26 protein-coding genes and 3 tRNA genes are annotated in these 24,473 nt (G+C 65.5%); 13 read left to right on the top strand and 16 right to left on the bottom strand.

What is annotated here, in order from left to right; translation table 11 throughout:
• The first annotated feature begins 266 nt into the window (after positions 1-266).
• Together MHZ91_RS22320 and MHZ91_RS22315 are read left to right on the top strand one after the other, a co-directional pair.
• The gene (locus MHZ91_RS22320; RefSeq protein WP_239215740.1) at positions 267-701 is read left to right on the top strand and encodes a cupin domain-containing protein; all 435 of its coding nucleotides are present in this window, start codon (positions 267-269) and stop codon (positions 699-701) included.
• 142 nt (positions 702-843) lie between these two features.
• A complete protein-coding gene (locus tag MHZ91_RS22315; RefSeq protein WP_218344575.1) occupies positions 844-1,845 on the top strand; it encodes a LysR family transcriptional regulator in 1,002 nt (333 codons plus the stop codon).
• 11 nt (positions 1,846-1,856) lie between these two features.
• Here MHZ91_RS22315 and MHZ91_RS22310 read toward each other — a convergent pair whose 3' ends face one another.
• Genes MHZ91_RS22310 through MHZ91_RS22300 form a run of 3 tightly spaced genes read right to left on the bottom strand, consistent with a single transcriptional unit; the run spans position 1,857 to position 3,616 of the window.
• On the bottom strand, positions 1,857-2,351 hold the full coding sequence (locus tag MHZ91_RS22310) for an Ohr family peroxiredoxin (RefSeq protein WP_175124209.1): 495 nt from the start codon (positions 2,349-2,351) through the stop codon (positions 1,857-1,859).
• 20 nt (positions 2,352-2,371) lie between these two features.
• Positions 2,372-3,127, bottom strand: a complete 756-nt coding sequence (locus tag MHZ91_RS22305) for an SDR family oxidoreductase (RefSeq protein ID WP_239215738.1) — start codon at positions 3,125-3,127, stop codon at positions 2,372-2,374.
• 9 nt (positions 3,128-3,136) lie between these two features.
• Positions 3,137-3,616, bottom strand: coding sequence for a carboxymuconolactone decarboxylase family protein (locus MHZ91_RS22300; RefSeq protein WP_239215736.1), 480 nt, complete (start codon positions 3,614-3,616; stop codon positions 3,137-3,139).
• 204 nt (positions 3,617-3,820) lie between these two features.
• Between MHZ91_RS22300 and MHZ91_RS22295 the strand changes: the two genes are divergently transcribed.
• Positions 3,821-4,708, top strand: coding sequence for a LysR family transcriptional regulator (locus tag MHZ91_RS22295; RefSeq protein WP_175186434.1), 888 nt, complete (start codon positions 3,821-3,823; stop codon positions 4,706-4,708).
• Between the two features lie 11 nt (positions 4,709-4,719).
• Here the strand turns inward: MHZ91_RS22295 and MHZ91_RS22290 are convergent, their stop codons facing one another.
• Complete coding sequence (locus tag MHZ91_RS22290) at positions 4,720-5,388, bottom strand: FadR/GntR family transcriptional regulator (RefSeq protein WP_239215735.1); 669 nt, start codon at positions 5,386-5,388, stop codon at positions 4,720-4,722.
• Positions 5,389-5,584: 196 nt separating this feature from the next.
• On the opposite strand from MHZ91_RS22290, the gene MHZ91_RS22285 reads away from it, so the two are divergent.
• Together MHZ91_RS22285 and MHZ91_RS22280 are read left to right on the top strand one after the other, a co-directional pair.
• Entirely contained in the window at positions 5,585-6,454 is an 870-nt protein-coding gene (locus tag MHZ91_RS22285) for a fumarylacetoacetate hydrolase family protein (protein WP_239215734.1), read from the top strand.
• Between the two features lie 68 nt (positions 6,455-6,522).
• Positions 6,523-7,506, top strand: coding sequence for a tripartite tricarboxylate transporter substrate binding protein (locus tag MHZ91_RS22280; protein WP_175138587.1), 984 nt, complete (start codon positions 6,523-6,525; stop codon positions 7,504-7,506).
• A gap of 53 nt (positions 7,507-7,559) precedes the next feature.
• Here the strand turns inward: MHZ91_RS22280 and MHZ91_RS22275 are convergent, their stop codons facing one another.
• From MHZ91_RS22275 to MHZ91_RS22255, 5 genes are read right to left on the bottom strand one after another with little or no spacing between them, the layout of a single operon-like run.
• Positions 7,560-9,065 carry a class I adenylate-forming enzyme family protein gene (locus MHZ91_RS22275; protein WP_239215733.1) on the bottom strand — a complete coding sequence of 502 codons (1,506 nt, stop codon included), beginning with the start codon at positions 9,063-9,065 and terminating at the stop codon, positions 7,560-7,562.
• Between the two features lie 41 nt (positions 9,066-9,106).
• Positions 9,107-9,841 (bottom strand): CoA-transferase subunit beta, encoded by a 735-nt coding sequence (locus tag MHZ91_RS22270; protein ID WP_239215732.1) that lies wholly within the window; start codon positions 9,839-9,841, stop codon positions 9,107-9,109.
• On the bottom strand, positions 9,834-10,667 hold the full coding sequence (locus tag MHZ91_RS22265) for a CoA transferase subunit A (protein WP_175124218.1): 834 nt from the start codon (positions 10,665-10,667) through the stop codon (positions 9,834-9,836). Before MHZ91_RS22265 ends, MHZ91_RS22270 begins: the two co-directional genes overlap by 8 nt.
• Positions 10,668-10,695: 28 nt before the next feature.
• On the bottom strand, positions 10,696-11,415 hold the full coding sequence (locus MHZ91_RS22260; RefSeq protein WP_239215731.1) for an enoyl-CoA hydratase/isomerase family protein: 720 nt from the start codon (positions 11,413-11,415) through the stop codon (positions 10,696-10,698).
• Positions 11,412-12,581 carry a CaiB/BaiF CoA-transferase family protein gene (locus MHZ91_RS22255; protein WP_239215730.1) on the bottom strand — a complete coding sequence of 390 codons (1,170 nt, stop codon included), beginning with the start codon at positions 12,579-12,581 and terminating at the stop codon, positions 11,412-11,414. Before MHZ91_RS22255 ends, MHZ91_RS22260 begins: the two co-directional genes overlap by 4 nt.
• Before the next feature lie 312 nt (positions 12,582-12,893).
• On the opposite strand from MHZ91_RS22255, the gene MHZ91_RS22250 reads away from it, so the two are divergent.
• Positions 12,894-13,862, top strand: coding sequence for a tripartite tricarboxylate transporter substrate binding protein (locus tag MHZ91_RS22250; RefSeq protein ID WP_175138592.1), 969 nt, complete (start codon positions 12,894-12,896; stop codon positions 13,860-13,862).
• Positions 13,859-15,508, top strand: coding sequence for an FAD/NAD(P)-binding protein (locus MHZ91_RS22245; protein ID WP_239215729.1), 1,650 nt, complete (start codon positions 13,859-13,861; stop codon positions 15,506-15,508). The genes MHZ91_RS22250 and MHZ91_RS22245 overlap by 4 nt, the downstream gene beginning before the upstream one ends.
• Here MHZ91_RS22245 and MHZ91_RS22240 read toward each other — a convergent pair.
• Positions 15,417-16,181, bottom strand: a complete 765-nt coding sequence (locus tag MHZ91_RS22240; protein WP_175186442.1) for an IclR family transcriptional regulator — start codon at positions 16,179-16,181, stop codon at positions 15,417-15,419. The two genes, MHZ91_RS22245 and MHZ91_RS22240, sit on opposite strands and share 92 nt — an antisense overlap.
• Before the next feature lie 81 nt (positions 16,182-16,262).
• Entirely contained in the window at positions 16,263-16,877 is a 615-nt protein-coding gene (locus MHZ91_RS22235; protein WP_239215728.1) for a cysteine dioxygenase, read from the bottom strand.
• A gap of 167 nt (positions 16,878-17,044) precedes the next feature.
• Between MHZ91_RS22235 and MHZ91_RS22230 the strand changes: the two genes are divergently transcribed.
• From MHZ91_RS22230 to MHZ91_RS22220, 3 genes are all read left to right on the top strand, one after another.
• The gene (locus tag MHZ91_RS22230) at positions 17,045-17,833 is read left to right on the top strand and encodes an NAD-dependent deacylase (protein WP_239215726.1); all 789 of its coding nucleotides are present in this window, start codon (positions 17,045-17,047) and stop codon (positions 17,831-17,833) included.
• A 98-nt stretch (positions 17,834-17,931) separates the two neighbouring features.
• Positions 17,932-18,534: a helix-turn-helix transcriptional regulator gene (locus MHZ91_RS22225; protein ID WP_239215724.1), complete on the top strand. Its 603-nt coding sequence runs from the start codon at positions 17,932-17,934 to the stop codon at positions 18,532-18,534.
• 96 nt (positions 18,535-18,630) lie between these two features.
• Complete coding sequence (locus MHZ91_RS22220; RefSeq protein ID WP_175124227.1) at positions 18,631-18,879, top strand: hypothetical protein; 249 nt, start codon at positions 18,631-18,633, stop codon at positions 18,877-18,879.
• 48 nt (positions 18,880-18,927) lie between these two features.
• Here the strand turns inward: MHZ91_RS22220 and MHZ91_RS22215 are convergent, their stop codons facing one another.
• Entirely contained in the window at positions 18,928-19,812 is an 885-nt protein-coding gene (locus MHZ91_RS22215) for a LysR family transcriptional regulator (RefSeq protein ID WP_239215722.1), read from the bottom strand.
• 128 nt (positions 19,813-19,940) lie between these two features.
• Between MHZ91_RS22215 and MHZ91_RS22210 the strand changes: the two genes are divergently transcribed.
• Positions 19,941-20,537, top strand: coding sequence for a short chain dehydrogenase (locus tag MHZ91_RS22210; protein WP_175124229.1), 597 nt, complete (start codon positions 19,941-19,943; stop codon positions 20,535-20,537).
• 156 nt (positions 20,538-20,693) lie between these two features.
• On the opposite strand, the gene MHZ91_RS22205 is transcribed toward MHZ91_RS22210, so the two are convergent.
• Positions 20,694-20,770, bottom strand: a tRNA-Arg gene (locus MHZ91_RS22205).
• Between the two features lie 166 nt (positions 20,771-20,936).
• Here MHZ91_RS22205 and MHZ91_RS22200 point away from each other — a divergent pair.
• Entirely contained in the window at positions 20,937-21,158 is a 222-nt protein-coding gene (locus tag MHZ91_RS22200; RefSeq protein WP_175124230.1) for a DUF3079 domain-containing protein, read from the top strand.
• Positions 21,159-21,356: 198 nt separating this feature from the next.
• Here MHZ91_RS22200 and MHZ91_RS22195 read toward each other — a convergent pair.
• Positions 21,357-21,433: transfer RNA gene (locus MHZ91_RS22195), tRNA-Arg, on the bottom strand.
• Positions 21,434-21,594: 161 nt separating this feature from the next.
• A tRNA-Arg gene (locus MHZ91_RS22190) sits at positions 21,595-21,671 on the bottom strand.
• A gap of 217 nt (positions 21,672-21,888) precedes the next feature.
• Here MHZ91_RS22190 and acpA point away from each other — a divergent pair.
• On the top strand, positions 21,889-23,628 hold the full coding sequence (gene acpA, locus MHZ91_RS22185) for an acid phosphatase (RefSeq protein WP_239215721.1): 1,740 nt from the start codon (positions 21,889-21,891) through the stop codon (positions 23,626-23,628).
• Between the two features lie 58 nt (positions 23,629-23,686).
• On the opposite strand, the gene MHZ91_RS22180 is transcribed toward acpA, so the two are convergent.
• Positions 23,687-24,202 (bottom strand): DUF2199 domain-containing protein, encoded by a 516-nt coding sequence (locus tag MHZ91_RS22180; protein ID WP_239215720.1) that lies wholly within the window; start codon positions 24,200-24,202, stop codon positions 23,687-23,689.
• Positions 24,203-24,473: the final 271 nt, after the last annotated feature.

The following is a 24,473-nucleotide window of genomic DNA, read 5'->3' as shown; positions in this document are numbered from 1 at the left end:
TGCGCCCGGGGTAATGTGATGGGTGCGGATGGGGGAGTAAGTTGACGACGGGGCAGTCCGGAGCGAAGGCTCCGGACCGCAATCGTGGGCGATCGCCTCCCCGGTGACCACGGCGTCGGGCGACCTACAGCGACTACGGTAACAGCAACGTCGTGCGACCCAAGAACGTTGGTGCCTGACAGGCAACACCGTGATCCCCTCCACGGACCTACCGCCCCGCCCCCACCAAACCTACGATGGACCCGTCACCCCTCAAAGGACAAACCATGTCAAAGCTCACAAAATTCGTCTTGCCCTTCATAGCCACAGCGACGCTGCTCAGCCAGCCCACCCAAGCCGCCTCCCATCACGCCCAAGCCACCCCCAAGCCAACCGACCCCATCGTCACCGAAGTAATGACAAAGGCCCTTCCCGACATCCCCGGCAAGGAAGCCCTGATGCTCGTCGTCGACTACCCGCCCGGCGGCGCCGACCCCGTCCACCGCCACGACGCCTCCGCCTTCGTCTACGTCCTGGAAGGCACGATCGTCATGCAGGTCAAGGGCGGCAAGGAAGTCACGCTCAAGCCTGGCCAGACTTTCTACGAAGGCCCCGACGACATCCACACCGTCGGCCGCAACGCCAGCCAGACCGAGCCGGCCAAGTTCGTGGTCGTCCTCATCAAGAAGCAAGGCGCGCCCGCTCTGACACCAGTCAAATAGGGACACCGGGCGGACCCCGCCCTTCAGAACGCCAACAGGCCTTCCCAAAGCGGAAGGCCTTCTTTTTTTTGCGCCCGATGTCACAAGATTGCGGCGCGCGCCGTCTTAGCTGTAGGATCAACCCACTTGCGGCGCCGCCACCATGTCGACACCCTACCCTCCCTCCTCCGACACCCCTTCGAACGGACCGGATTCCCTGGCCGACAGCTTTGCCACCAGCTATGCCGGTGTCATGGCTTTCATTGCCGTCGCCGCCGAGGGCAACTTTGCCAAGGCGGGCGACCGGCTCGGCATCGGCCGCTCGGCCGTCAGCCGCAGCGTCCAGAAGCTCGAAGACCAGCTTGGCACCCGCCTCTTCGTGCGCACCACGCGCAGCACCTCGCTCACGCCCGAGGGCCAGCGTTTTTACGAACAATGCCACCCCGGCGTCGAGCGCATCATCCAGGCCCTGGACGACATGCGCGATCTGCGCGAAGGCCCGCCGTCGGGCCAGCTTCGGGTGTGCGCCACCGTGGGTTTCGGCCGCAAGGTCGTTGCCCCGCTGCTCATGGGGTTTCGTGAGGCCAATCCCGGCATCTCGGTCGAGCTGCTGCTGGACGACGGCCCCACCGACTTCACCACCGACCGGGTCGACGTCTCCTTCCGCAACGGCCGCATGGAAGACAGCCAGGTGATCGCCAAAAAGATCATCCCGATGCAGATGATGCTGTGCGCCTCGCCCGCCTATGCCGCCGCGCACGGCCTGCCCAGCAGCGTCGACGACATCGCCGACCATGCCTGCGTGAACTTCAAGCTGGCGTCGGGCCGCGTTTTCGAGTGGGAATTCAAGGTGGCCGGCCAGCTCCGCAAGGTGGCGCCGCCGGGCATGCTGACGTTCAACGATGCCGACCTGGTGCTGCAATCGGTGCTGGATGGTCACGGCATTGCGCAGATGGCCGCTTACCAGGTCTGCGACCACCTGCGCGCCGGCACGCTGGTCGCCTGCCTGCCGCAATATGCGCCCGAGGACCGCGGCCATTACCTGTGTTTCCTGAGCCGCCAGCACTTGCCGGCGCGCATGCGCGTGTTCATCGATTACATGACCGAACACATCCGCGCAATGGACCTGCAGATATTGGACAGCCTGCTGGCGAAGCAGGCGTGAAGAAGGCCGCGCTACTGCGTCAGCGCGACCACGCTTTCAATGCCGCCCTGCGCCATCTTGGAATACGGACAGAGGCGTTCCGTATTGCGCACCAGTTCTTCGGCAAGGGCCTTCTCCAGGCCCGGCAGGTGGATGTTGACGTCGGCGGTCAGCGCAAACAAGCCATCGACCGGATCTCGTCCGAACGAAATGGTGGCTGTGACCGAGGCTTCGGGAATCGACAGGCCCGACCGCTCGGCCAGCATACTCAACGCGCCATGGAAACACGCCGCATAGCCGGCGGCAAACAGCTGTTCGGGGTTGGTGCCGCCGCCCGTGCCGCCCAGTTCCACCGGCAGCCGCAATTCCACGATCAGTTCGCCGTCGTCCGAAATGGCAATGCCTGAGGCGCGCCCGTGCGCGGCCTCCCCGCCGCGCACCGTCACGCTGGTGGTGTACAGGGGACGGAAGTCGCCGCCCCGGTACTTGTCCAGGAGGCTTTGGGGAGGAGGCCGCAGTTTGCTCATGTGGGTCCTTTTGCCCGCCGCTACTTTCTTGCGCCCGAACGGCTGAACCAGGTTTCGAAGTCGATCTTGCCCAGGCGGGGGCCGGATCCCGGCACCAGCGTGTCGTCGTCGAGCAGCGCGCCAAAGTAGCGCACGCCGGCGTCCGCCTGCACGGTGCGAGTGTCCCCGATTCTACCCATGTACCGTTGCGCCAGTTCCGACAGCCTGACCTTTTCGGGACCGGCGATCTCCACGATGCCGTTCACGGGCGCGCCCAGCGTGGCGTCGACCATGGCGAGCGCCACGTCGTCGGACGCGATGGGCTGCACGTAGGCGGACGACAGCCGCACTTCCTCGCCCTGCGTGCCGGACTGCACGATGCCGCCCAGGAACTCGAAGAACTGGGTGCTATGGACGATGGTGTACGGAATGCCCGCCGCCTCGATCAGGTCTTCCTGCGCGATCTTGCCGCGGAAGTAACCGCTTTCGGCCAGGCGGCGGGTGCCGACGACCGACAGCGCGACGTGATGGCGCACGCCGGCGCGCTTCTCGGCGGCCAGCAGGTTGCGGCCCGAGGTCTGGAAGAATTCCAGCACGGCCTTGTCTTCGAAGGACGGCGAGTTGGCGACGTCGACCACCACTTCAACGCCGGCCAGGGCCGCGTCCAGGCCTTCGCCCGTGATGGTGTTTACGCCGGTCGCGGGCGAGGCGGCGATGGCCTCATGACCGCGTTCCGTAAGCAGCTTGACGAGCTTGGAGCCGATCAGGCCCGTGCCGCCGATGACGAGGATTTTCATGATCGTTCCTTAGTTGAATTGGGCCTTGTCCAGCCCGTATGCCTTGTCGGCGGAGCCCGGCACCGTCTGGAAGCCCACGTTCAGGCGGTTCCAGCCGTTGATGGCCATGATGGCAAAGCTGAGGTCCGAGATTTCCTTTTCGGACAGTTCATCGCGCACGCGCTCGTACACCTCGGTCGGCACGCCGTGCACGCCCAGCGTGGTCAGCGCTTCGGTCCAGGCCAGGCATGCACGTTCGCGCGCCGAGAACTGGTTCGATTCGCGCCAGATGGCGACGTGATGCAGGCGCAGTTCGCGTTCGCCCGCAATCTTGGCCTGTTTGATGTGCATGTCCAGGCAGAAGGCGCAGCCATTGATCTGCGAGGCGCGAATGTCGACCAGTGTCAGGATGGACTCCTCGATCGCGCCGGCCTTGGCCAGCATGCTGAATTCGACAAATTTCTTGAACAGTTCGGGCGACTGGGCAAAGGCGTTGAGACGTTGGCTCATGGTGACTCCTGGGTGGGTTGGGCGCTGCCCCGATGGGGTTATCGGGTTTTGCGCTGGCTTGTTCGACGCCCAAATCGTAGGCCGGCGCGCAGCGCGGCAGTAGCCCCGGCGCAGGGACCACGATGTTGCCGCAATGACAACAATCGCCCCGCGCGATCACCCCGAAAATACCCAGGCAATCAAGGCTCGCGCCCGGAAATCATCATGAACAGAAACGTTATCTCGATGCAGGACATCCATTACTTCGTGGAAGTCGCCAAGCGCGGCAAGCTGTCCGCCACCGCCGCCGAACTCGGCCTGCCCGTGGCCACGCTGTCCCGGCGCCTGACACAGCTTGAGCAGACGCTGGGGTACAAGCTGCTGAACCGCACCACCCGCAGCGTCAGCTTGACCGCGATCGGCCAGCAGTATTTCGACCAATGCGCGACGCATGTCCAAGCCGCCCTGTCCGCGCACGAAAGCATCCATTCCGGCCTTAACCATCTGGCCGGAACCCTGCGCGTGTCGGTGATGCCGGGACTGACCATGATCCTGCCGGCGGTGCTGAAGGAACTGCGCGAAACCTATCCGCAGATCTCGTTCGAGGTGGAGCTAGGCTCGGCCGGCGCCGCCCGCAGCGGCCATCCCTTCGACCTGATGCTGCGCACGGGAGAGCTCGAGGATTCCGCGCTGATCCAGAAGCACGTGGCGCAGGTGCAGTGGATTCTCGTGGCGGCCCGCAGCTATCTGGACCGCTTCGGCCGCCCGACCTGCCCGGAAGACCTGGGCCTGCACGAGCGCATCGTCACGGGCGGCCTGCCGGACTGGACGCTGGGGGAAGGCGAAAGCCTGCTGAATGTTCGCGGACCGACCCACATCGGCACCAACAGTGCGGCGCTGGGCGTGCAGCTGGCCACCGCCGGGCTGGGGATCGCCTGGATGCCCAGCCATCAGGCCCTGTCGCAAACGCTGCGGGAACTGGCGCTGGAACAGATCCTGCCCGATTGGAAACTGCCGCCGGCCACCATCTACGCCCTATCCGACAACCGCGTGACGCCGGCGCGGGCCAAGGTGTTCCTGGATACGCTGCAACGGCATTTGCGGGTGAATTAGGCCCTGCCCCCTTACCCCAGCAGATTCTCCCTGACGTGCACCAGATGCCGCCGCACGGCCGCCATGGCGCGGTCCGCATCGCGGTCGTGCAGCGCCTCGACGATCTCGCGGTGCTCGACCTGATATGCCGCGCGCCGCTCGGGCGTCAGGCTCTTGCGCTTGAGTGCGCCCCACGTCGCCTGCGAGCGCGCCGCGGTCATCAGCGCAAACACCTTTTCGATGAAGAGGTTGTGCGTGGCCGTGGCCATCAGTTCGTGCAGTTTCGCGTCCCAGACTTCGAATTGTTCAAAGCTGGCTGCGGCCTCCGCTTCATCACAGGCGTTCTGCATCGCGGCAAAATCCGCCGGCGTGCCGTGCTGCACGACCAGCGCCGCGATGGCCGGCTCCAGCACCAGCCGCGCCGCCATCAGTTCGGCCGGACTGGTGGACAGCACCTCGCCGTGCAGCAGCGCCTCGGTCTGCGCCAGCGCCGAGGGCGGGTTGGCGTAGGTGCCGCTGCCCACGCGCTGCGAAATCAGGCCCTCTTCCTTCAATTGCGTCATCGTTCGGCGCACGGTTGACCGGCTGATGCCGAATTGCTCGCTTAACGCGCGTTCAGTCGGCAGGCGGTGGCCCGGCGCCCATTCGCCCGACTGCAGGTTTTCGATGATGACCGCCCGCATGGCGGAGGCTTTGTCCATGGATGTCCCCGGATGATGACGCCGCAAATGATACCAAAACAGACCAATAAATTCTTTCTCGTCCGCGAATTACCCGATTCGCCTGGGAACAATTTTGGTTTATCCTGCCCAACACCAGCAATTGGGCCTGAGAATCGGCCAATTGGTATCTTTTGGTATGTCATCACGGGCGGCCCCGGCCGCCGTAGGAGCAAGCATGAAAATCGCGGTATTTCGAATCAATGGCGAGCGGCGCGTGGGCGTGGTGTCGGACGATGGCGGCACGGTCACCGCGCTGGACTTCCCGCCGCAACTTGCGGCAGCCGGCGCGCTGACGGCGGTGCAATGGCTGGCCGATGGCCGCGCCCTACCCGCGCAAACGGGTCCGGCCTATCGCTGGGATCAGGTCGAGCACGAAGCGCCCCTGCCCGCGCAGCCGCGCAACCTGTTCTGCGTCGGCCGCAACTACCACGCGCATGCCAAGGAACTGCGCGATTCCGTGTTCAAGGACAACGACGCCAATCCGGAATCCTGGCCCATCGTTTTCACCAAGGTGCCGCAGACCGTGGTCGGCCCCTGGTCAGACGTGACGCTGCCCACCGGCATTTCCGACAAGATCGACTACGAGGCCGAACTGGCCGTCGTCATCGGCAAAGGCGGCCGCAACATTTCGCGCGCCGAAGCCATGAGCCACGTCATTGCCTACACCGTCGTCAATGACGTCACCGCGCGCGACGTGCAGATGCGCCACCAGCAGTGGGACCTGGGCAAGTCGTTCGACACCTTCTGCCCCATGGGTCCGTGGCTGGTCACCGCCGACGAACTGGACGGCCGCCAGACGCGTGTGCGCTGCTGGGTCAACGGCGAACTGCGCCAGGACGGCAACACGGAAGACCTGATCTTCGACATCCCCACGCTGATCGAGACCTGCTCGCGCGGCATCACCCTGTACCCCGGCGACGTCATCGCCACGGGCACGCCCGCTGGCGTGGGCCAGGGTCTGAACCCGCCGCAGTTCCTCAAGCACGGAGACGTCGTCCGGATCGAAATCGACGGCATTGGGCGCATCGAAAACCGATTCGTCTGACGCCCGCGTACACGAGCGCCGGTCACAAGAAACCGGCGCCGCGCAGCAAAAAACCTAAGGAGTGAGACATGAACCTGCGCTGCAAGCATGTAGCCAGACGGGCGGCCGCGGCCGCCTTGCTATGCCTCGGGGCCACGGCCGCGACGGCTGCCGGGTATCCCGAGCGGCCCGTCACGATGGTGGTGCCCTTCCCGCCCGGTGGCGTCGCGGACACCATCGCCCGGCCGCTGGCGCAGGCCCTGGGCGACAAGCTGGGCCAGCCCATCGTCATCGAAAACAAGGGCGGCGCGGGCGGCGCCATCGGCATTGGCCAGGCGGGCCGCGCCAAGCCCGACGGCTACACGCTGTTGCTGAGCCTGTCGTCGATCTCCATCCTGCCCGCCGCAGACCGCCTGCTGGAACGCAAGCCGGCCTATCAGCTCGACCAGTTCGTGCCGATTGCCCGCATCACGGCCGATCCGACAGTGCTGGTCGTGCGCGCGGATGCGCCATACAAGACGCTGGACGAGTTCATCGACGCCGCTAAAAAACAGGGCGCCAAGCTGAGCTACGGTAGTTCGGGCATCTACGGCACGATGCACGTGCCGATGGAAATGCTGCAGAACGCCGCGGGCGTCAAGATGATGCACGTGCCGTTCACGGGCGCAGGTCCCGCGGTGCAGGCGCTGGTCGGCGGCCAGGTCGACGCGCTGGCAACCGGTCCGTCCAGCGTCATGCAGCTGATCCAGGCTGGTCGCGTGCGGCCGCTGGCGCATTGGGGCGACGGCAAGCTGGACAGCCTGCCCGACGTGCCGTCGCTGACGTCCAAGGGCTACGACGCCAGCTTCGTGCAGTGGTCCGGCGTCTTCGCGCTGGCCGGCACCCCGCCCGCCGTCATCGACAAGCTGCGCCAGGCCGTCAAGCAGATTGCGGCCGACCCGGCCGTGCAGGCGCGGATTGCGGGCACCGGCAGCCCGATGCAGTACCTGGACGCGCCGGCATTCGACGACTACTGGAAAAAGGATTCGGCCTCGTTGGAAGTGGCCGTCAAGCGGATCGGCAAGGTCGAATGACTGACGCTTGAGCCATGCACACGCAAGGGGGGCATCGCGCCCCCCTTTCGCGTTTACTGCACCGTCTCCCGCGCCGCCGCCTGGCGCGCCAGCGCCTTGCGGTCCACCTTGCCCACCGCGTTCTCGGGCAGCCGGTCGATCCAGCAGACGTCGCGCGGCACATAGATCCGGCCCAGCCGCGCCAGCACCTCGGCCTGTATCGCGGCCGCTTCCGGCGCGGTTTCGCCATTGCGTTGCACGAAGATCACCGGCGTCTCGCCCAGGTCATCGTCCGGCGCCCCCACCACGCAGCAGGCCGCGATGCCCGGCATTCCGGTGACCACGCCTTCGATCAGCGCGGGCGAGATGTTCTCGCCGCCCCGGATGATCACGTCCTTGATGCGGCCGGTGATGGTCAGGTAGCCCTGCGCGTCAAAGCGGCCCAGGTCGCCGGTGCACAGCAGCGTGGGTGCACCCGCGTCTGCGCTATCCACGCCCAGATAGCCCAGCATCAGGCTGTCGCCCGCGATGCAGATCTCTCCTTCCGCGCCGGCCGGCGCCACGCTGCCATCGGGCAAGCGCAGGGTTACGTCCTGTCCTTGCAGCACCGTCCCGACCGATCCCACGCGCCGCGCATCGGGCGGATTCATCGTGGACGTGCAGGTGGCCTCAGATAGCCCATAAGACACGACGAGCGGACACCCAAGAAAGGCTTCGATCCGCCGATGCAAGGCCTCGGTGATGGGCGCCGATCCGCACCGCGCAAAACGCAGCACGGCGAGGCTGTCCGGATCGAACGTCAGTTCCAGCATGCGCGCATACATCGTCGGCACGCCGGTGATGATCGTGGGCCTGAAAGCGTCCAGCAGACCGGGCATGTCCTGCGCGCGGAACCGGCCGGCCAGCGCCACACTGGCGCCGGCCAACAGCGGCGTGAAGATCTGGTTGTTCAGCGCGTTGGTGTGATGCAGCGGCATGACGTGCAGCAGGCGATCCGAAGGCGTCAGCCCCGTGTGCGCCAGCACGCCGCGCGCGTTGTTGACCAGGCCTTGATGGGAAAGCAGCACACCCTTCGGATTGCCCGTGCTGCCCGACGTGAAGAGCAGCAGCCCCGGCGCCTGCGGCGCAATGTCCGCGCCCGCCCAGTCCGGGGTATTCGACGCCACATTCAACGCCACCTTGGCGGCATCCAGCACACGCGCTTCCGGCAGGCCGCAGGCGCTGGCCGTGGCGGCGTTGTCGGCGTCCGCCAGCATCCACGTCAAGCCCACCGCCGCCACGCGCCGCGCGGTTTCCCCGACCGACAGCCGCGGCTCGAGCGGACACGGACAAGCGCCCGCCGCCATGACGCCCAATAGGGAAACCACCTGCGCCAGCGAGCGCTCCATCGCCACGCCGACGTAATCGCCCGGCGCGACGCCGGCGGCGCGCAGGCCACCCGCCGCCTGTCCCACGCGGCGACGCAGGTCCGCGTAGCTGACCGTTTCCTCGGCGGTCACCAGCGCAGGGCGCGCTGCCCATTCCGGCTGGTCCCACAAGCGCGCAAACGCCGCCACGATCGTGGCATCGGCAATCGTCATGATTACTCCCCCTGTACCGGGCTCGTTGATGCGTGGCGCTGTCAGCGCAATGCGACGGCGGCGTCGCGTTCGAACTGTCCGTCGGCATCCAGCTCGCGCAAGGCGCGCGCTTCCTGCTCGGTCGCCGGTTCGGTCGGGCCCGCGCCGCTGGCGTCGAACTCGAAGCCGGTGCGTTCGCGTACTTCAGACAGGCTGGACTCCGGATGCCACGACTGCAGGGCCAGCCGGCCGTCGCGCTTGATGAACACCGCAATCGGCGTCACCACGCCATGAAAGCCGCCCCACGACGTCATGAAGTCCAGCTTGGGCACGAACGTGCGGCGCGAATGCTCGGTGCGCCAGGTGCAGGCGCGCTTGGCCGTGGGCAGCATCACCGCCCCGCCGCCCCCGCCGGGCAGCCGAACCTTGGGTTCATGCCAGTCGCCGATGCACGAGTTGTTGGCGCAGCCCGCGCCGTCAATCTGCGCGGCGCCCAGAAAGGTCAGGTCCATGCGGCCGCGCGTGCACAGGTCGTAGAAATCTTCGTTGGAAAAGATCGACGCGGTGTGCTCGGCCAGCACCGGATCCGAACTGGACAACGGAATGTGCGACGGCCGCGGGTTCACGCCGCCCGCCACGTTGATGTACACGAAGTCCCAGTCGTACGCGCGCTTGGCCAGCAGGCACGCCAGCATCGGCATGGTGGAATTCACGCCGCTGAAGGTGATTTCGTCAGGACGGATGAATCGCGCCAGATTGGTGACGATGTACGAAAAGCCCGACCATTGCTCAGCCATGATTTCCCTCCCGCGCCTCGGGCGCCGCGGCCATATGCGCGCGCAGATCGCTGTTCTTGTCCATGTAGGTTTCCACCGCCGGATAGTCGATGGCGTAATCGGGCCAGCACGAACCCGGCCACGCGCCCTGCGGCACGACCGCGAAGGCTTGCACCATGAAATACGGCACCAGCGTGGACTCGGGCTGCGCCTCGAACACGGCGCTGTCCACCTGCTTTTCGGCCACGACCAGCACGCTGCCCGCGGCGCGCGACATGATGCGGTCCCAGTGCGCCGTGCCCTGCACGCGCACGTTGCCCAGCGCATCCACTTCGGACGCCTGGATCACGGCGAAGTCCGGCCGTATCGCCGGCACCACCCAGGTCTTCTCGCCGCTGCCGTACGGATCGTCCAGGCATTTCCAGCCGTTCAGCTCCGGCAAACCGCTGCCATGCAGACCGCCGCAGGGCTGGAACGGCACGCCAAAGGCCGCCGCGCGCAGCCCCGCCGTCAGGCTGGCGCAAGCGTGTTCCTCAAGTTCGATCTCGTGGCGCTCCACGGCGCGCCGATACCACGGCGCCAGCCCGAAGTTGCCTTCCATCGCGACGATGCCCGCGCGTACGCGGCGCAGCACGCCCGCGCGGCACAGGATGTCCACGTCATAGCCCGGCGACTGCTTGATCAGTTCAAGATCGCGCTTTTCCTGGCGGATCAGTTCGCGCACGAAGGCGAACGGTCCGCGGTGCAGAAAGCTGCCGCCCAGCGCGATGGACGCCCCGTTGGGCACCAGCGCCGCCAGTTCCTGCAGGCTGCACTGCTTGTTCTTCTGGTTGAATCCTGAAGCCATTGTCTTCCTCCTGCTTGATGGGACGCGCCTAGCGCGCCTGCAGATACGCCGCCACGCGGTCCTTCAGGCCGGGCGCCGCCGCCGAACGCACCAGCCGCGCCAGATCCGTGTCGGGCGTCTCCTGCGACAGGGCCGCGTAGAGCTGCGTGCGGCTCGCGTCGGTCAGCGCGCTCGCCGTTTCCAGCGCAGCCTCGCTGATCTGCGGCCATTCCTGCGGCGTGGCCAATCGGCTGACGAAGCCATCGCGCAACGCGTCTTCGGCGTTGAAGGTGGCGGCCTGTTCAAGAATCGTGCGCGCGCGCTCCGCGCCCACCAGCGACGCGAAACGCCGCGTGCCCAGCACCAGGCCAAACTTCAACCCGGGCATGCGGAACGTCGCATCCGGCGCGCTGATGCGCCATTTGCAGGCGCCAAACACATCCACGCCCGCGCCGAAATTGCGCCCATGCGCCAGCGCCACGGTCAGGCACGGCGAGGCCGCCAGCCGCTGCAGCAGCGTCTCGATCCGCACGAAGCGCAGCAGCAGATCGCCTTCGCTCTGCGTCTGCCAATCGCCAAAGTCAAAGCCGGCGCTGAAGTTCTTGCCCTCGCCTTGCAGCACGATGACTTGGGCACGTGCGCCCTCGGCCTCGTCCAGCGCGGCGATCAGCGCCTCAACCAGGTCGGCCGACAGCGCATTCATCTTTTCGGGGCGCGCCAGCGTCAGCACGTGGCGCGGCCCTTGCCGGTCGATACGCAGGACGCTCATTGCTTGCCTCCCTTGGCAGACACGCGCAGCGGTCCCAGCACCTCGTCGTTGTGCTCGCCCAGCGCGGGCGGCCGGCGGCGCAGCGCCGTGGTCTCGCCGTCAAACCGCACCGGCAGGCCAAACGTGCGGGTCTGCACGCCATTCGGCAGTTCCAGCGCCTGCACCCAGCCCATGTGCTCGACCTGCGGATCGGCCAGCACCTCCGAATACGTGTTGATCGGCGCGCACGGCACGCCGGCCGCGCGAAAGCGTGCCAGCCAGTCCTGTGCTTCGTGCTCAGCGAAGATCGCTTCCAGGATGTCGCGCAGCGCCGTTTGATTGCGAGCGCGGGCGCTGGTATCGGTAAAGCGCGGATCGCCCAGCAGGTCTTCACGCCCCACCGTCGCGCACACGGCCTTCCACAACGCCTGGTTGCCCGCGGCCATGCCGAAGTATCCGTTCTTGCAGCGAAACGCCTGATACGGCGCATTGCGCGGATGGGCCGAACCCAGCTTGACCGGATCCTTGCCGCTGCCGAAGAACTCGGACGTCTGCAAGGCGGCGATGCCCAGCGTGGCGCCCAGCATCGGCACGTCGATGTGCGTGCCCTGCCCGCTGGCCTGCGCCGCGCGCAGCGCCGATGCGATGGCGAACGCGCCGTACAGTCCCGCGGAAAAGTCAGCCAGCGGCACGCCGCATTTGACCGGTTCGCCGCCGGGCTCGCCGGTGACGCTCATGATGCCGCTCATGGCCTGGATGGTCAGGTCAAAGCCGCCTTCCTGCGCGCGCGGTCCGGACTGGCCGTACGCCGAGATCGAGCAGTACACCAGCCGGGGATTGGCCTCGCGCAGTTGCACGTAGCCCAGGCCCAACCGCTCCATCACGCCCGGCCGGTTGTTTTCGATGAGCACGTCGGCGCGCAACGCCAATTCGCGCGCCAACGCCAGATCGCCGGGGTCCTTCAGGTTCAACGTCACCGACCGCTTGTTGCGGTTGAGCGAGGCGAAGTTCTCGCTGTAGCCGTCCGAGATGGGCGGCCAGCTGCGCAGCGTATCGCCGCCTTCCGGGTTCTCCACCTTGATCACGTCCGCGCCCATGTCCGCCAACAACATGCCGCAAAAGGGTCCCGCCGCGACGTTGCAAATCTCCAGCACCGTAATGCCGGCTAGCGCCGAACTGGGTGTCATGTCTGACCTCTCGTTATGAAAATTCAATATTTGGGATGCGGAAAACAGTATAAGACGCGGCCTTCATCGATGGCATCATCCAGACGCGCCCCCCGGGAAAGCCGCTGGTGTCCGGGTGAATCCTAGTGCAATCCCTAAGAGCCGCGGTTAATTGTTGACCAGCATAGCACCGTGTGGAATTCTAGGTAAACCATTTATTGAAACGTCAATCCTAATATTTAGGATTTACAAAAGAGGACTGCAGCGGCCCCGGCGCCCCGCAATCGCGAACCGCCTCCGTCGCATGCTGGCCCGTCCACCGAGGAGACTTGCATGAGACTGTCGTGGCGTATTGCCCTGGCCAGCACGGTGCTGGCGCTGTCCGCCAACCCCGCATCGGCCGACAACTGGCCGACCAAACCCGTCCGCATGGTGGTGCCGTTTCCGCCGGGCGGCGCAACCGATGCGGCCGCGCGCATCTATGCGCAGCATCTGGGAGACTTCCTGGGACAGAGCGTGGTCGTCGAGAACAAGGCCGGCGCGGGCGGCGAGATCGGCGCGGAATTTGTCGCCAAGTCCGCAGGCGACGGCTACACCCTGCTGATGGGCGCAGTCGGCAGCCATGCCATCCACGCCGCCATGCCCGACAAGCCGGGCTACGACTTCGGCACGGCATTCGTTGGCGTGTCCATGGCCACCAGCATGCCGATGGCGGTGGCCGTGAACAGCAGCAAGATTCCAGCCAAGAACGTGCAGGAACTCATCGCGCTGGCCAAGAGCAAACCCGGATCTATCACCTTCGGGTCAGCCGGACCCGGCACTTCGCAGCACATGGCCGGCGAGCTCTTCCAGGCGGTCACCGGCACGCGGCTCATGCACGTGCCTTACCGCGGCAGCGGTCCCGCCATTACAGATCTTCTGGGCGGCCAGATCGACATGGTGATCGAAACCCTGCCTGCGCTGCTGCCGCAGGTCGCCAGCGGCAAGATCCGGCTGCTGGGCGTCACGACGGCCAAGCGCGCCACCGCGTTGCCCGACCTGCCGACGCTGGCGGAACAGGGGGTGAAGGATTATTCGGTTGCCACCACGTATGCCCTGCTTGCGCCGGCAGGCACCCCGCCCGCGGTCGTGGACAGGCTGTCGGACGGCATGCAAAAGGCCGCGGCGATGGAATCCGTGCAGCAGGCCGCGCTGAAGCTGGGCGCCGACGCCATCGCCACCTCGCCCGCCGACACCAGCCGGATGCTCAAGCAGGAAGTCGCGCGCTGGGCCGACGTGGTGCGTCTGTCGGCGGCGAAATGACGCGCGCCACCGCACTGGCCCAGCCGGCCACCTCCGAACTCGCCATTGTCGGTGGCGGCTCGGTTGGCGTCAGCTTCCTGTATCAGTTCCTGTTGGCGCTGCAAGCCGCGCCGGCCGTGCGCCCGCCGACGGTCCATCTCTTCGAACCGCAGGCCGCCCCCGGTCCGGGCGGCGCGTACCAGGACGACCTGCGCAGCAACCTGCTCAACATTCCCGCAGGCAACATGTCCGCGCGCGCCGACCATCGGCTGGACTTCGTCGACTGGCTGCGCGAACAGGATGCGGACTGGCTGCACGGCTACGGCGTCACGGCCATCGACCCTGCCGACTTCCTGCCGCGTCCGCTGTTCGGCGCCTACATGCGCGCGGTTTACGAGCGCTGCCGCCGGCTAGCCGAAACGCTGGGCGTGACGCTGGCGCATGTGCCTGACCGCGTGCACCTGGTGGTCCCGCAGCCTGATGGCCGTGTGCACGTCCAGTCCGATCATGGCGTGCCGATCGCGGCGCGCCACGTCGTGTTGTGCAACGGCAACCTGCCTTCGCAGGCGTTTCCTGCGCTGGATGGCGTGGCAGGCTACTTCAACAGCCCGTATCCGGTGTCGGCGCTGGCACAAGCCATCGCGCCCGATGCGTCCGTGTGCGTCGTCGGCACCAGCCTGAGCGCCGTGGACGCCGTGGCTGCATTGCAGCAGGTCGGACACCGCGGCCCCATTCTGTGCGTCTCGCGCAACGGGCGGCTGCCATCGGTGCGCAGTCCGCACAACCGTGCGCCCGGCACGCTGCAACAGCTGAGCGCCGACGGCGCGCTCCAACTGGCGGCTCGGCACGGCGGCGCGCTGACGCTGGACGTCATCTGGCAGGCGCTGCGGGACGAGGTGATGGCGTTGCACGGCTCGCTGGACGACGATGATGTGTTGGGCATCGACGGCGACGCGCGTGCCGCCTTGGATGATGAAATCCGCCGATCGGCCACGGCGCCGCGTCCGTGGCAGGCGGTGGCCGCCGCCACCAATGGGGCGGTGGACCGGATCTGGCATCTGCTGCCTGACACCGAACGGCGCCGCTTCCAGTCGACTTGGCGTTCGCTATGGATGGCTCGGCGCGCGACCTTCCCGATGCGCAACGCCTTGAAGTTGCAGGCATTGTTCGGCGCCAAGCAGCTCCACGTTGCCGCGGGCTTTGCCGGCTGCGATCACGATCCGGCCACCGGCTTGTTCCGCACACGGCTGCACACGGCAGGTGCGCACGTCGAACACTCAAGCCAGTATCTGATCAATGCCACGAGTTTTTCCGTGGACGCGCAGCGCACGGCCGATCCGCTGGTGTCCCAGTTGCTGCGCGACGGTCACGCGCAGGCCGATCCGCAAGGCGGCCTGGCGCTGGACTACGGCACCGGCTGCCTGAAGAACGCCGGTGGCCACATCGTGGCGGGCGTCTCGGTGCTGGGCAGCCTGGCAGGCGGCACGTACTTCTGGACCACGTCCATGGACGTAAATGCCCGGCTGGCGCGCGATCAGGCCGAACGGATCGCGGCCACCCTGCGCGCCGCGCCCGCTACTGATCCAGAAATCCCCGGCGATATCCCATCCCCTGAGAGATGGACTGCGCACAGGCCGCCACATCCGGCGCAAGCTGCTTCATCCTAGCGGCGCTCAGACGATCCAGCGGCCCTGAAATGCCGACCGCGGCCACGGGCTGGTCCAGGCTGTTGAACACGGTCACGGCCAGCCCGCCCACCCCTTCACGCCATTCGCCGCGATTGATCGCGTAGCCGGCACGCGCGATCTTGCGCAGTTCGTCTTTCAAGAGCGGCATGGACACGATGGTGGACGGCGTGTGCCGCACCATCTGCTCCGCGTAGCGTTCGACGTAGCCTTCGGGCTGGTAGGCCAGGAGCGCCTTGCCGGTCGCCACCGCGTAGGCGGGCGCGCGGCCGCCCACCATGGAGTACGCGCGAATGGGCTGCGGGCTGTCGATCTTGTCCACGTACACCACGTCAAAGCCGTCCAGCACCGACAGGTGCACGGTCTCGCCGGTCTGGTCCGCCAGCGTGCGCATGTAGGGCGCGGCCAGCTTGCGCACGTCCAGTTGCGCCAACTGCCTCGCCGCCAGTTCAAACAGGCGCACGGCCCCGCGGTAACCGCCGCCGTCGTCGTCCTTGATGACGTAGCCGGCGTGAATCAGCGTCTGCAGGGTGCGATGCGTATTGCTGCGGGTCAGGCCCACGCGCGCCGCCAGCGCGTCGATGGTGCGCGGCGGATTGTCCACATCGGTCACCGCTTCCAGCACCATCAGCCCTTTAAGCAGCGTCTTGTCCATTCGTGATTTTTCCTAATATTTAGGACGGGAACATAGCACGAGACACGCCGCGGGAACAGCGGATTTGCCGCAATGCCCGCGCTAGGCCAGCGTGGCGCGGACAGCGGCAGAGCGGTCCCACAAATTGGGCAGGGTGGGCGACGAATAGCCCGAGACGAATGGCTTGGCGACGCCGGTGACCGGGTCGTACACATGGCGCGACACGGCGCCGATGTTGCCGCCATACAGATGCACGCTGATGGAGACGCGGTCGGGATACGCGTTGGACACCCGGTGGATGTCGCCCTCGGCCGGCGACAGGCGCTCCACATCGCCGGGCCGCAGCGTCGTGGGCTCGCCCGCCATGGCCAAACGCCCGTCGACGTCCCGCGTGAACCGCTGATTGATCTCCGAGCCGCGCAGCATGCCGACATAGCCCCAGACCTCGTGATCGTGCACGGGCGTCAACTGGCCGGGTCCCCAGACGAAGCTCACCAGCGAGAAGCGCTCCAGCGGATCGCAGTGCAGCAGGTACTGCTGATAGAACTGCGGGTGCGGGGCGGTACAGGCTTCGGGCAGCCAATCGTCGTGGCTCACCAGGTCCGAGAACGCTGCCTCAAGTTCGGGGCTCTGCTCCAGCGCCTGCGGCGTGGCCAGCCGCGTCGCGGTAGCGATAAAGCGGCGCAGCCGTTCCAGGCCGGTGGTCGATTCAGGCATTGCAGGTCTCCAGGCGGGATCAAATCCCAGAATGAAAAAAGAGTATCCACGATTCAGGACGGCGACGCACGCGTCTGCCGCTTCCGGCTCGGCCGAACATCGCGCAACCACGCTTGACATCCCCGTGGCGGCGCGTGCAGCGTATCGGACTGTCTGCAAGGTTGGAAATGAAAAACACGCATCACGATATTCCGCCCGCGCTGGCGCAAGCGCTGCGGGACGCGCGCCGCGTCGTCGTCTTCACGGGCGCAGGGGTCTCCGCGGAAAGCGGCATCGCCACGTTCCGCGATGCCTTGACCGGGCTCTGGTCGCGCTTTGACGCACAGGCGCTGGCCACGCCCGAAGCCTTTCAAAAGCATCCCGACATCGTCTGGGGCTGGTACGAATGGCGGCGCGCGCAGGTCCTGCGCGCTTCGCCCAACGCCGCACACCATGCCATCGCGACGCTCGCCCGCCATGTTCCCCGACTGACCGTCGTCACGCAGAACGTGGACGACCTGCACGAGCGCGCGGGTAGCCGCGATGTCACGCATCTGCACGGCAGCCTGCATGCACCGCGCTGTTCGCGCTGCGGCGCCCCCCAGTCCTTTGCCACGGAAACACCGGAAGAACCCGATGCCGGCCGCCGCATCCCGCCGCCTGCCTGCACGGCTTGCGGCGCCCCGGTCCGGCCGGGCGTCGTCTGGTTCGGCGAAAGCCTGCCCGCGCAGACTTGGCGCGACGCTACCGTTGCCGTGCAACAGTGCGACCTGCTGTTCAGCATCGGCACCTCGTCGCTCGTGTACCCCGCCGCAGAACTGCCCCAGCTGGCCATCGCAGGCGGCGCCACGGTCGTGCAGGTCAACCCGGCCGCGACGCCCCTGGACGGCCTGGCCCACCACAACCTGCGCGGCGCCGCGGCCGAAATGATGCCCAAGGTGCTTGCCGCAGCGAGGTTTGGTGAGGATCCGTCGTAACCGGATCACACGTCTATGACACTTGCGCCACACTCGCGGGGAAACCCTCACTTTCACCATTACAACCGCGCTATACAGTGGTGTAATGAGCTTCGCTTGTGGAGATGATCATTCCGTTTTCCTGGAGACTTCCTGACGTCTTCGTACGTTCGCCGGACGGTGTGCTGCACCGTGTGGTGCGTCACGCCACGACCACGGAAACCATCGCCCTGCTTGAAGGCATGCCAAGCAATACGCATCTGGATTGCGAATGCAAGCTCGATAACGGCGAAACGCTGTGCTGGGTGGGCAACGACGAATACCGCCAGTTGAACGGCGGCGCCGTCTTTCTCGCCGTCACCGCGCACACCACACCTCGAGGCGAGTCGCGGCACAGCGCCTCCGCCCCGAGCGATGAAAAGCCGGCCACCGCGCCGCGTGCCTCTCGCAAGACATTTGCCGGGGCTCAAGCGCGCCTGCCGCCCGCTGTAGTCAATCTAAAAACCGGCAACGATTGGAGCCTGATCCGCGCCTGGCGCGAGCACCTGAACATCAGCACTGCTGACATGGCTGCCCGGCTTGGCGTCGATCACTCCATCTATATCGATTTGGAACGGCCCCGCCCGCGGCCCAGGCAGGTCATTCTTGACCGCGTGTCCGAAGCCCTCGGCGTTTCGCCGGAACAACTCGATGATTCATTGTTAGGAGGACAGTTTCATTAGCGCAGCGCGCGACGGCATTGCCCCGCGCCCGCGCCATGAATTGTTCAAACGACTTTGGCGCCGACACCTGACGGCCCGCGCATGGAGGTATTGAATATGCTCGGCACCGCAAGACGATTGACCGACGTGCTCGCCACATCGCCGGATGGCACGTTGTATCGCATTGAACGCTTCGTTTCCGATCCTGGCGCGTATTCCGCGCTGGGCACGCCACGCTTCGATCCCAAGACGCACTGCGTCTGCCGCACCAGTTCCGGTGAAAAGGTTGCGTGGCTGGGCGGCCAGACCTACCAGCTTCTCAAAAGCGGCACATCCCTGACCGCAGTGGACCGACGACGCGCCTGACGGCCGCCGCCAACGCATTCCACGACAGCCCGCCCCGACAGCCCGCCACTACCGCCCGAAACGCGTCACGACAAAATCCACGAATGTCGTGAGTTTCGGCGGAGCCTGGCGGTCCTTCGCATACAGCAGCGTGATGGGCCGGGCCACCGGCCAGTAAGGCTGCAGGATAGGCACCAGGCGGCCGGCGCGCACGTCGTCGGCCAGCAGCAGCTCCGGCTGCAGCACGATGCCAAAGCCCGCCAGCGCGGCCTGCCGGAGCGCCTGCCCGTTGTTCGACACGAACCGCCCCGTCGGATACCCCATTTCTCCGCCCTCGTCCGTGCCAAGCCGCCAGCCGGTGCGCCGGCTCCAATGCGAGAAATCCAGGCACTGATGCCGGGACAGATCGCCCGGCACGGCCGGGGTGCCGTAACGCGCCAGATACGCGGGCGCCGCGCAGATGATCATCTGGTAAAGGCCGATGCGGCGCGCCACCAGGCCGGAATCCGCAGGCTCGCCGATGCGCAGCGCCACATCGAAACGCGACGCCACCACGTCCTCCACCATGTCGCTCAGCGACAGCTCCACGCTGACGTCCGGGTAGATCGACAGGTACTCGGCGATCGCCGGCGCCAGCGCAAAGGATCCGAACGATACGGACGAGGTGATGCGCAGATGCCCGCGCGGCGTCGAGCGCAGCGCTTCGGCCCCCTGCTCTGCGTCGCGGATGTCGGCAAGGATTGTCTTGCAGCGCGCGAAGTAAGCCTGGCCCGCCTCCGTCAGACTCTGGCGCCGCGTCGTGCGGTTCATCAGCCGCAGCCCCAGCCGGTTTTCCAGGCCTTTGACATGCTTGGCCGCCATCGCAGGCGACATATCCAGCTGCGCTGCTGCGGCAGACAGGCTGCCCAGTTCCACCACCGCCACAAAGACTTCCATGCTGAGCAGGCGATCCATGGATTACACACTCCGAGTGTTGACTGATCCAACAATTCTAGGATTTTTCGGGCGGAATACGGCGCGCAGAATGCGTCCATGCGTCGGCGTCCTGCCGGCGCGCTTTATCGGCATTCCCGGAGAACCTCATGAAGATCATCCTCATCGGCGCAAGCGGCACCCTCGGAAGCGCGATCGCCCGCGAGCTGGGCCAGCGGCACGACATCATCACAGTGGGCAAGACCCGCGGCCAATATCAGGTGGACGTGACCCGCAGCGACAGCATTCGCGACCTGTTTGAACGCGTGGGCAAGGTCGACGCGATCGTTTCCGCTACGGGCAGCCTGCATTTCGGGCCGCTTGCCGAGATGACGGCGGATCAGTTCAAGATCGGCCTGCATGACAAGCTGCTGGGCCAGGTCGACCTGGCGCTGATCGGCCAGCACTACGTCAACGCGGGCGGCTCGATCACGCTGACCAGCGGCATCCTGAGCGATGAACCCATCCGCTTTGGCGCCAATGCCGCCGCCGTGAACAGCGCCATCGACGGTTTCGTGCGTGGTGCTGCGGTAGAACTGCAAGGCGTCCGCATCAACGCGGTCAGCCCCACGGTCTTGGAAGAATCGCTGGACAACTATGGTCCGTACTTCCAGGGTTTCGAAGCGGCGCCGGCCAGCCGCGTCGCGCTGGCGTACAGCCGCAGCGTCGAAGGCGCGCAGACCGGGCGGGTATATCGCGTGTGGTGATGGCGGGCGTCGCTGCTGCCAAGAATGCGCAAAATCTGCGGCAAAAACCGCGGCGAAAAAAAAGCGGCTTGATGAATTCATCAAGCCGCATTTCGCGTACGCATTGCTGCGTCTTTCTGGTTGAAACCATGCTGTGAAGCATGACCTCGAATAAGTTGGCGCGCCCGGCAGGATTCGAACCTACGACCCCCTGGTTCGTAGCCAGGTACTCTATCCAGCTGAGCTACGGGCGCCCCGAAAGAGGCGTGTTTATAACACGAAAGAATCGTGCCATGCAAATCGACCCCGTTTAAATGGCGTACTGGCACAGACAGCGCCCCGGCCTTTGCGGCATGTCAATGAAACACACGGCCAGGCAGCAGTACGCTGAGTTCAACAAGAACACATCAGGCAGACAGCATGGCCAAGAAATTTCCCCTGCATCCCAAACATCCCGAACGCATCTGCTGGGGTTGCGACCGATACTGCTCCACCGACTCCATGGCCTGTGGCAACGGCTCGGGCCGCACCATGCACCCGGCGGAATCGCTCGGCGAAGATTGGTATCTATTCGGAGATTGGGGCTTCGATGAAGCGGACGACAAGCCGCAATCGAAAGAAAAGGAAGAGGCTGCGCATTGAAGCGATGGGGCTGTATTGGATGTATCGATGGGATGCGCAGTTATTTGATGCGCACCGGTGTGATGCCCCACCTATTGATGCCCACCGATGTACGCCTCACCAATTTGACGCACAAAACAAAAAGGCCTTCGATTCAAGATCAAAGGCCTTTTCATTTTCTTTGCCGCTTTTACATCGCGGTGTTTAGACCGTGAAGTTTGGCGCGCCCGGCAGGATTCGAACCTACGACCCCCTGGTTCGTAGCCAGGTACTCTATCCAGCTGAGCTACGGGCGCTCCGGCAAAGAGGCAAAATTATATCAGAATAATCGTGCCATGTTTGTAGTGCAGTAAAACTTATCGCAGAACTTCTTGCGGCAACTTGTACTTCACTACGCCTGCTTTTTATTCCCTTTCCGGCAGGTCTGCGTAAAACGCAAACAACACAAAAAAGAACTTGGCGCGCCCGGCAGGATTCGAACCTACGACCCCCTGGTTCGTAGCCAGGTACTCTATCCAGCTGAGCTACGGGCGCTTGAAAAAGCAAGCCTTGAATAATAGCGTTGTTTCACGAGATGCGCAAGTCGGAAGGCGCGCGGATGTCTGCGTACAGCTTCCCGACAGCGGATGGTCACATCGATAGAACGTTGTCTCTTTAGCCTAGCGGCCGTTAACGATGCCGGCTGTCATCCGGCGATCTTCGTGACGCAATGACAGTGCGCCACGTCATCCGCAAGCTCAAGAGACCTTTCATGTCCGACAAAGACAAAAGCACTGGAGAACCTTCCCAGGACGCCCCCAGCACGACGCCGGTGCGCGCCACGCGCCGCGGCTTTCTGACCGGCATTGCCGCACTCGGCGCGAGCGCAGCCGCGATGGGCGCGCTGTCCGGATGCTCCAACGACGACGACGATGACAGTCCTGCGGCGCCCGCCCCAGCGCCTGCGCCGGAACCCACGCCCGCCCCTGCTCCTGACCTCACCACGCAGCTGCGCAACAACGTCAAGACGCTGGTGGTGATCTTTGCCGAGAACCGCAGCTTCAACAATCTGTTCGCCAACTTCCCCGGCGTGGAAAAGCCGCTGTCCGCGCTGACGCCGGCCGACTACACGCAGCTCGATCGCGACGGCACGCCGCTGCCCGTGCTGCCGCCGGTCTGGAACGGCATGGTGCCTACGTCGCAGCAGGCCAACCACATTACTTATCAGGTGGATCAGGCCGCGGCCTACATGAATAACCTGCCCAACGCGCCCTTCGCGTTGCAGGGACCGCAAGGCGAGCCGCTGCCGCAAGGGGTGGTGACGCGCGACCTCTGGCACGTGTTCTACCAGAACCAGATGCAGATCAACGGCGGCAAGAACGACAAGTTCGTCGCGTGGGCTGATTCCGGCGCGCTCGTCATGGGGCACTACAGCGATTCGGCGTACAACCTGCGGCTGTGGAAGCTGGCGCAGGAATTCGTGCTGTGCGACAACTTCTTCCAGGGCGCTTTTGGCGGTTCGTTCCTGAACCATCAGTACCTGGTCGCGGCGCGTCCGCCTTTCTATCCCGACGCCGCCACGTCGGTCGCCAAGACGCAGATCGCACAACTGCAAAGCGCGGACCCCACCGATCCGCGCCTGGAACCCAAGGCCACGTCACCCGCCAGCGCGCTGACCGGCATCCCGCAGTTCGGCGCCAGCGCGCTCACGCCCGACGGCTATGGCGTCAATACGATGGCCCCGCCCTACTGGCCGTCGTTCAGCCGCGATGCCACCGATCCGACACTGGCGGATCCGGCCAGCCCGCAAACGATGGTTCCGCAAACGCACGCCAACATCGGTGATCTGATGAGTGCGAAGGGTCTGGACTGGGCTTGGTATGCAGGCGGTTGGAAAGCCGCCGTCGATTCGACGGCCAGCACGGGCTTTCCGTCGTCGCCGAACTTCCAGGCGCATCACCAGCCGTTCAATTATTTCAAGAGCACGGGGCCGGGCACGGCGGCCCGCACGGCGCACATCCGCGACGGCGGCCTGGGTGATCTCAATTCCACCAACAAATTCCTGGCCGACGCCGAAGCGGGCACGCTACCGCCGCTGACCTTCTACAAGCCGCAGGGCAACCTGAACATGCACGCGGGATACGCGGACGTGGACTCGGGTGATCGCCACATCGCGCACATCGTGGACAGCCTGAGGAAGAGCAAGCAGTGGGAGAACATGGTGGTGGTGATCACGGTGGACGAGAACGGCGGCTGGTGGGATCACGTTGCGCCGCCGCAAGGCGACCGTTGGGGCCCGGGCACGCGTATCCCGGCGGTGATCGTGTCACCCTTTGCCAAGAAGGGCACGGTGGACCACACGATCTACGACACGGGCTCCATCCTGCATCTTGCCACGCGGCTCTTCGACCTGCCGATGCTCGATGGTTTGAAGGCGCGCGATGACGCCATGACGGCGCGAGGACAAGCGGCGATGGGCGATCTGACGAATGCGCTGACGTTCGGCGCCTGACACGTGCAGGCGGGGTGGCGATCCGTCGGGCGGCGAGCCGTCGGGCGAATCGCCCTCTCTACGCCGCGCCCGCCTGCCCGTGCACCAGCAGCGCATAGATCTCCGCAACGCGGCCGGTCGTGATCCCCTCGCGTTGCTCCACCGCCAACGGATGACTCGTCGGCTCCAGTTCGATGTACGGCCGGATGCCGTCGTCCCGAAGATGCACGTGCGTCTTCAGTCCGATCGTGTCGGGATACGGATCGAGCCGCGTCGTAAGCCAGCCGAACAGCGGCGGCGTGTGCGAACGCTTTGCCTCGTCCGACATCCGCACCCACGTTTCATAGCTTTGCAGACTGAGCGAGACCCACACGCCCCACACGAAGGGTTCTGGGTGGCCCGCGATCGGCAGCTCGATGCAGCCGCGCACATAGAAGTGCTGCTCGTCGATTACGCAATCGTCACTGCCCAGATCGCAACGCTGGGGGCGATCTTCGGGCGGCACGGCGTAGTACGTGGCGGGTGCATCGGCGCCGAAGCTCGGCAGGCCGTGATGAACCTCGTCGCAGGTGGTGCACTTGAAAGAAAAGTCCATTGCTACTGCCTTCATCAAGCTGGGTATATGGTTGCTTGGTTCTTTGATTTGCGCGCTTTCCGGCACGCTGCCGGGGCTTTAAATGTTTGCTGCTTGGTGTTGAGGCGGTGTTGGTTCTTGAGGCGTCCGGCACGGTGGCGTCCCGGGGTGCGCGGGGCCACGATTGCGGTCCGGAGCCTTCGCTCCGGACTGCCCCATCGTCATCCTCGTCCTCGCCTTCGGCGACTCCTACGGATTCCCTCGGGCTTATCGACGCCCCGCGCACCCCGGG

Source organism: Achromobacter sp. ACRQX, from assembly GCF_022346505.1.
In the GTDB taxonomy this organism is placed as follows: domain Bacteria; phylum Pseudomonadota; class Gammaproteobacteria; order Burkholderiales; family Burkholderiaceae_B; genus Achromobacter; species Achromobacter animicus.
The sequence above is the reverse complement of the archived record's forward strand: the minus strand, read 5'-3'. Positions and strand labels throughout refer to the sequence as shown.

Coding starts and splice junctions, on each gene's coding strand:
- MHZ91_RS22315 (WP_218344575.1), top strand. CDS start 844: ATGTCGACACCCTACCCTCCCTCCTCCGACACCCCTTCGAACGGACCG.
- MHZ91_RS22180 (WP_239215720.1), bottom strand. CDS start 24,202: ATGGACTTTTCTTTCAAGTGCACCACCTGCGACGAGGTTCATCACGGC.
- MHZ91_RS22250 (WP_175138592.1), top strand. CDS start 12,894: ATGAGACTGTCGTGGCGTATTGCCCTGGCCAGCACGGTGCTGGCGCTG.
- MHZ91_RS22300 (WP_239215736.1), bottom strand. CDS start 3,616: ATGAGCCAACGTCTCAACGCCTTTGCCCAGTCGCCCGAACTGTTCAAG.
- MHZ91_RS22285 (WP_239215734.1), top strand. CDS start 5,585: ATGAAAATCGCGGTATTTCGAATCAATGGCGAGCGGCGCGTGGGCGTG.
- MHZ91_RS22305 (WP_239215738.1), bottom strand. CDS start 3,127: ATGAAAATCCTCGTCATCGGCGGCACGGGCCTGATCGGCTCCAAGCTC.
- MHZ91_RS22220 (WP_175124227.1), top strand. CDS start 18,631: ATGCTCGGCACCGCAAGACGATTGACCGACGTGCTCGCCACATCGCCG.
- MHZ91_RS22240 (WP_175186442.1), bottom strand. CDS start 16,181: ATGGACAAGACGCTGCTTAAAGGGCTGATGGTGCTGGAAGCGGTGACC.
- MHZ91_RS22200 (WP_175124230.1), top strand. CDS start 20,937: ATGGCCAAGAAATTTCCCCTGCATCCCAAACATCCCGAACGCATCTGC.
- MHZ91_RS22265 (WP_175124218.1), bottom strand. CDS start 10,667: ATGGCTTCAGGATTCAACCAGAAGAACAAGCAGTGCAGCCTGCAGGAA.
- MHZ91_RS22215 (WP_239215722.1), bottom strand. CDS start 19,812: ATGGATCGCCTGCTCAGCATGGAAGTCTTTGTGGCGGTGGTGGAACTG.
- MHZ91_RS22235 (WP_239215728.1), bottom strand. CDS start 16,877: ATGCCTGAATCGACCACCGGCCTGGAACGGCTGCGCCGCTTTATCGCT.
- acpA (WP_239215721.1), top strand. CDS start 21,889: ATGTCCGACAAAGACAAAAGCACTGGAGAACCTTCCCAGGACGCCCCC.
- MHZ91_RS22310 (WP_175124209.1), bottom strand. CDS start 2,351: ATGAGCAAACTGCGGCCTCCTCCCCAAAGCCTCCTGGACAAGTACCGG.
- MHZ91_RS22295 (WP_175186434.1), top strand. CDS start 3,821: ATGAACAGAAACGTTATCTCGATGCAGGACATCCATTACTTCGTGGAA.
- MHZ91_RS22270 (WP_239215732.1), bottom strand. CDS start 9,841: ATGGCTGAGCAATGGTCGGGCTTTTCGTACATCGTCACCAATCTGGCG.
- MHZ91_RS22280 (WP_175138587.1), top strand. CDS start 6,523: ATGAACCTGCGCTGCAAGCATGTAGCCAGACGGGCGGCCGCGGCCGCC.
- MHZ91_RS22275 (WP_239215733.1), bottom strand. CDS start 9,065: ATGACGATTGCCGATGCCACGATCGTGGCGGCGTTTGCGCGCTTGTGG.
- MHZ91_RS22210 (WP_175124229.1), top strand. CDS start 19,941: ATGAAGATCATCCTCATCGGCGCAAGCGGCACCCTCGGAAGCGCGATC.
- MHZ91_RS22260 (WP_239215731.1), bottom strand. CDS start 11,415: ATGAGCGTCCTGCGTATCGACCGGCAAGGGCCGCGCCACGTGCTGACG.
- MHZ91_RS22255 (WP_239215730.1), bottom strand. CDS start 12,581: ATGACACCCAGTTCGGCGCTAGCCGGCATTACGGTGCTGGAGATTTGC.
- MHZ91_RS22290 (WP_239215735.1), bottom strand. CDS start 5,388: ATGGACAAAGCCTCCGCCATGCGGGCGGTCATCATCGAAAACCTGCAG.
- MHZ91_RS22320 (WP_239215740.1), top strand. CDS start 267: ATGTCAAAGCTCACAAAATTCGTCTTGCCCTTCATAGCCACAGCGACG.
- MHZ91_RS22230 (WP_239215726.1), top strand. CDS start 17,045: ATGAAAAACACGCATCACGATATTCCGCCCGCGCTGGCGCAAGCGCTG.
- MHZ91_RS22245 (WP_239215729.1), top strand. CDS start 13,859: ATGACGCGCGCCACCGCACTGGCCCAGCCGGCCACCTCCGAACTCGCC.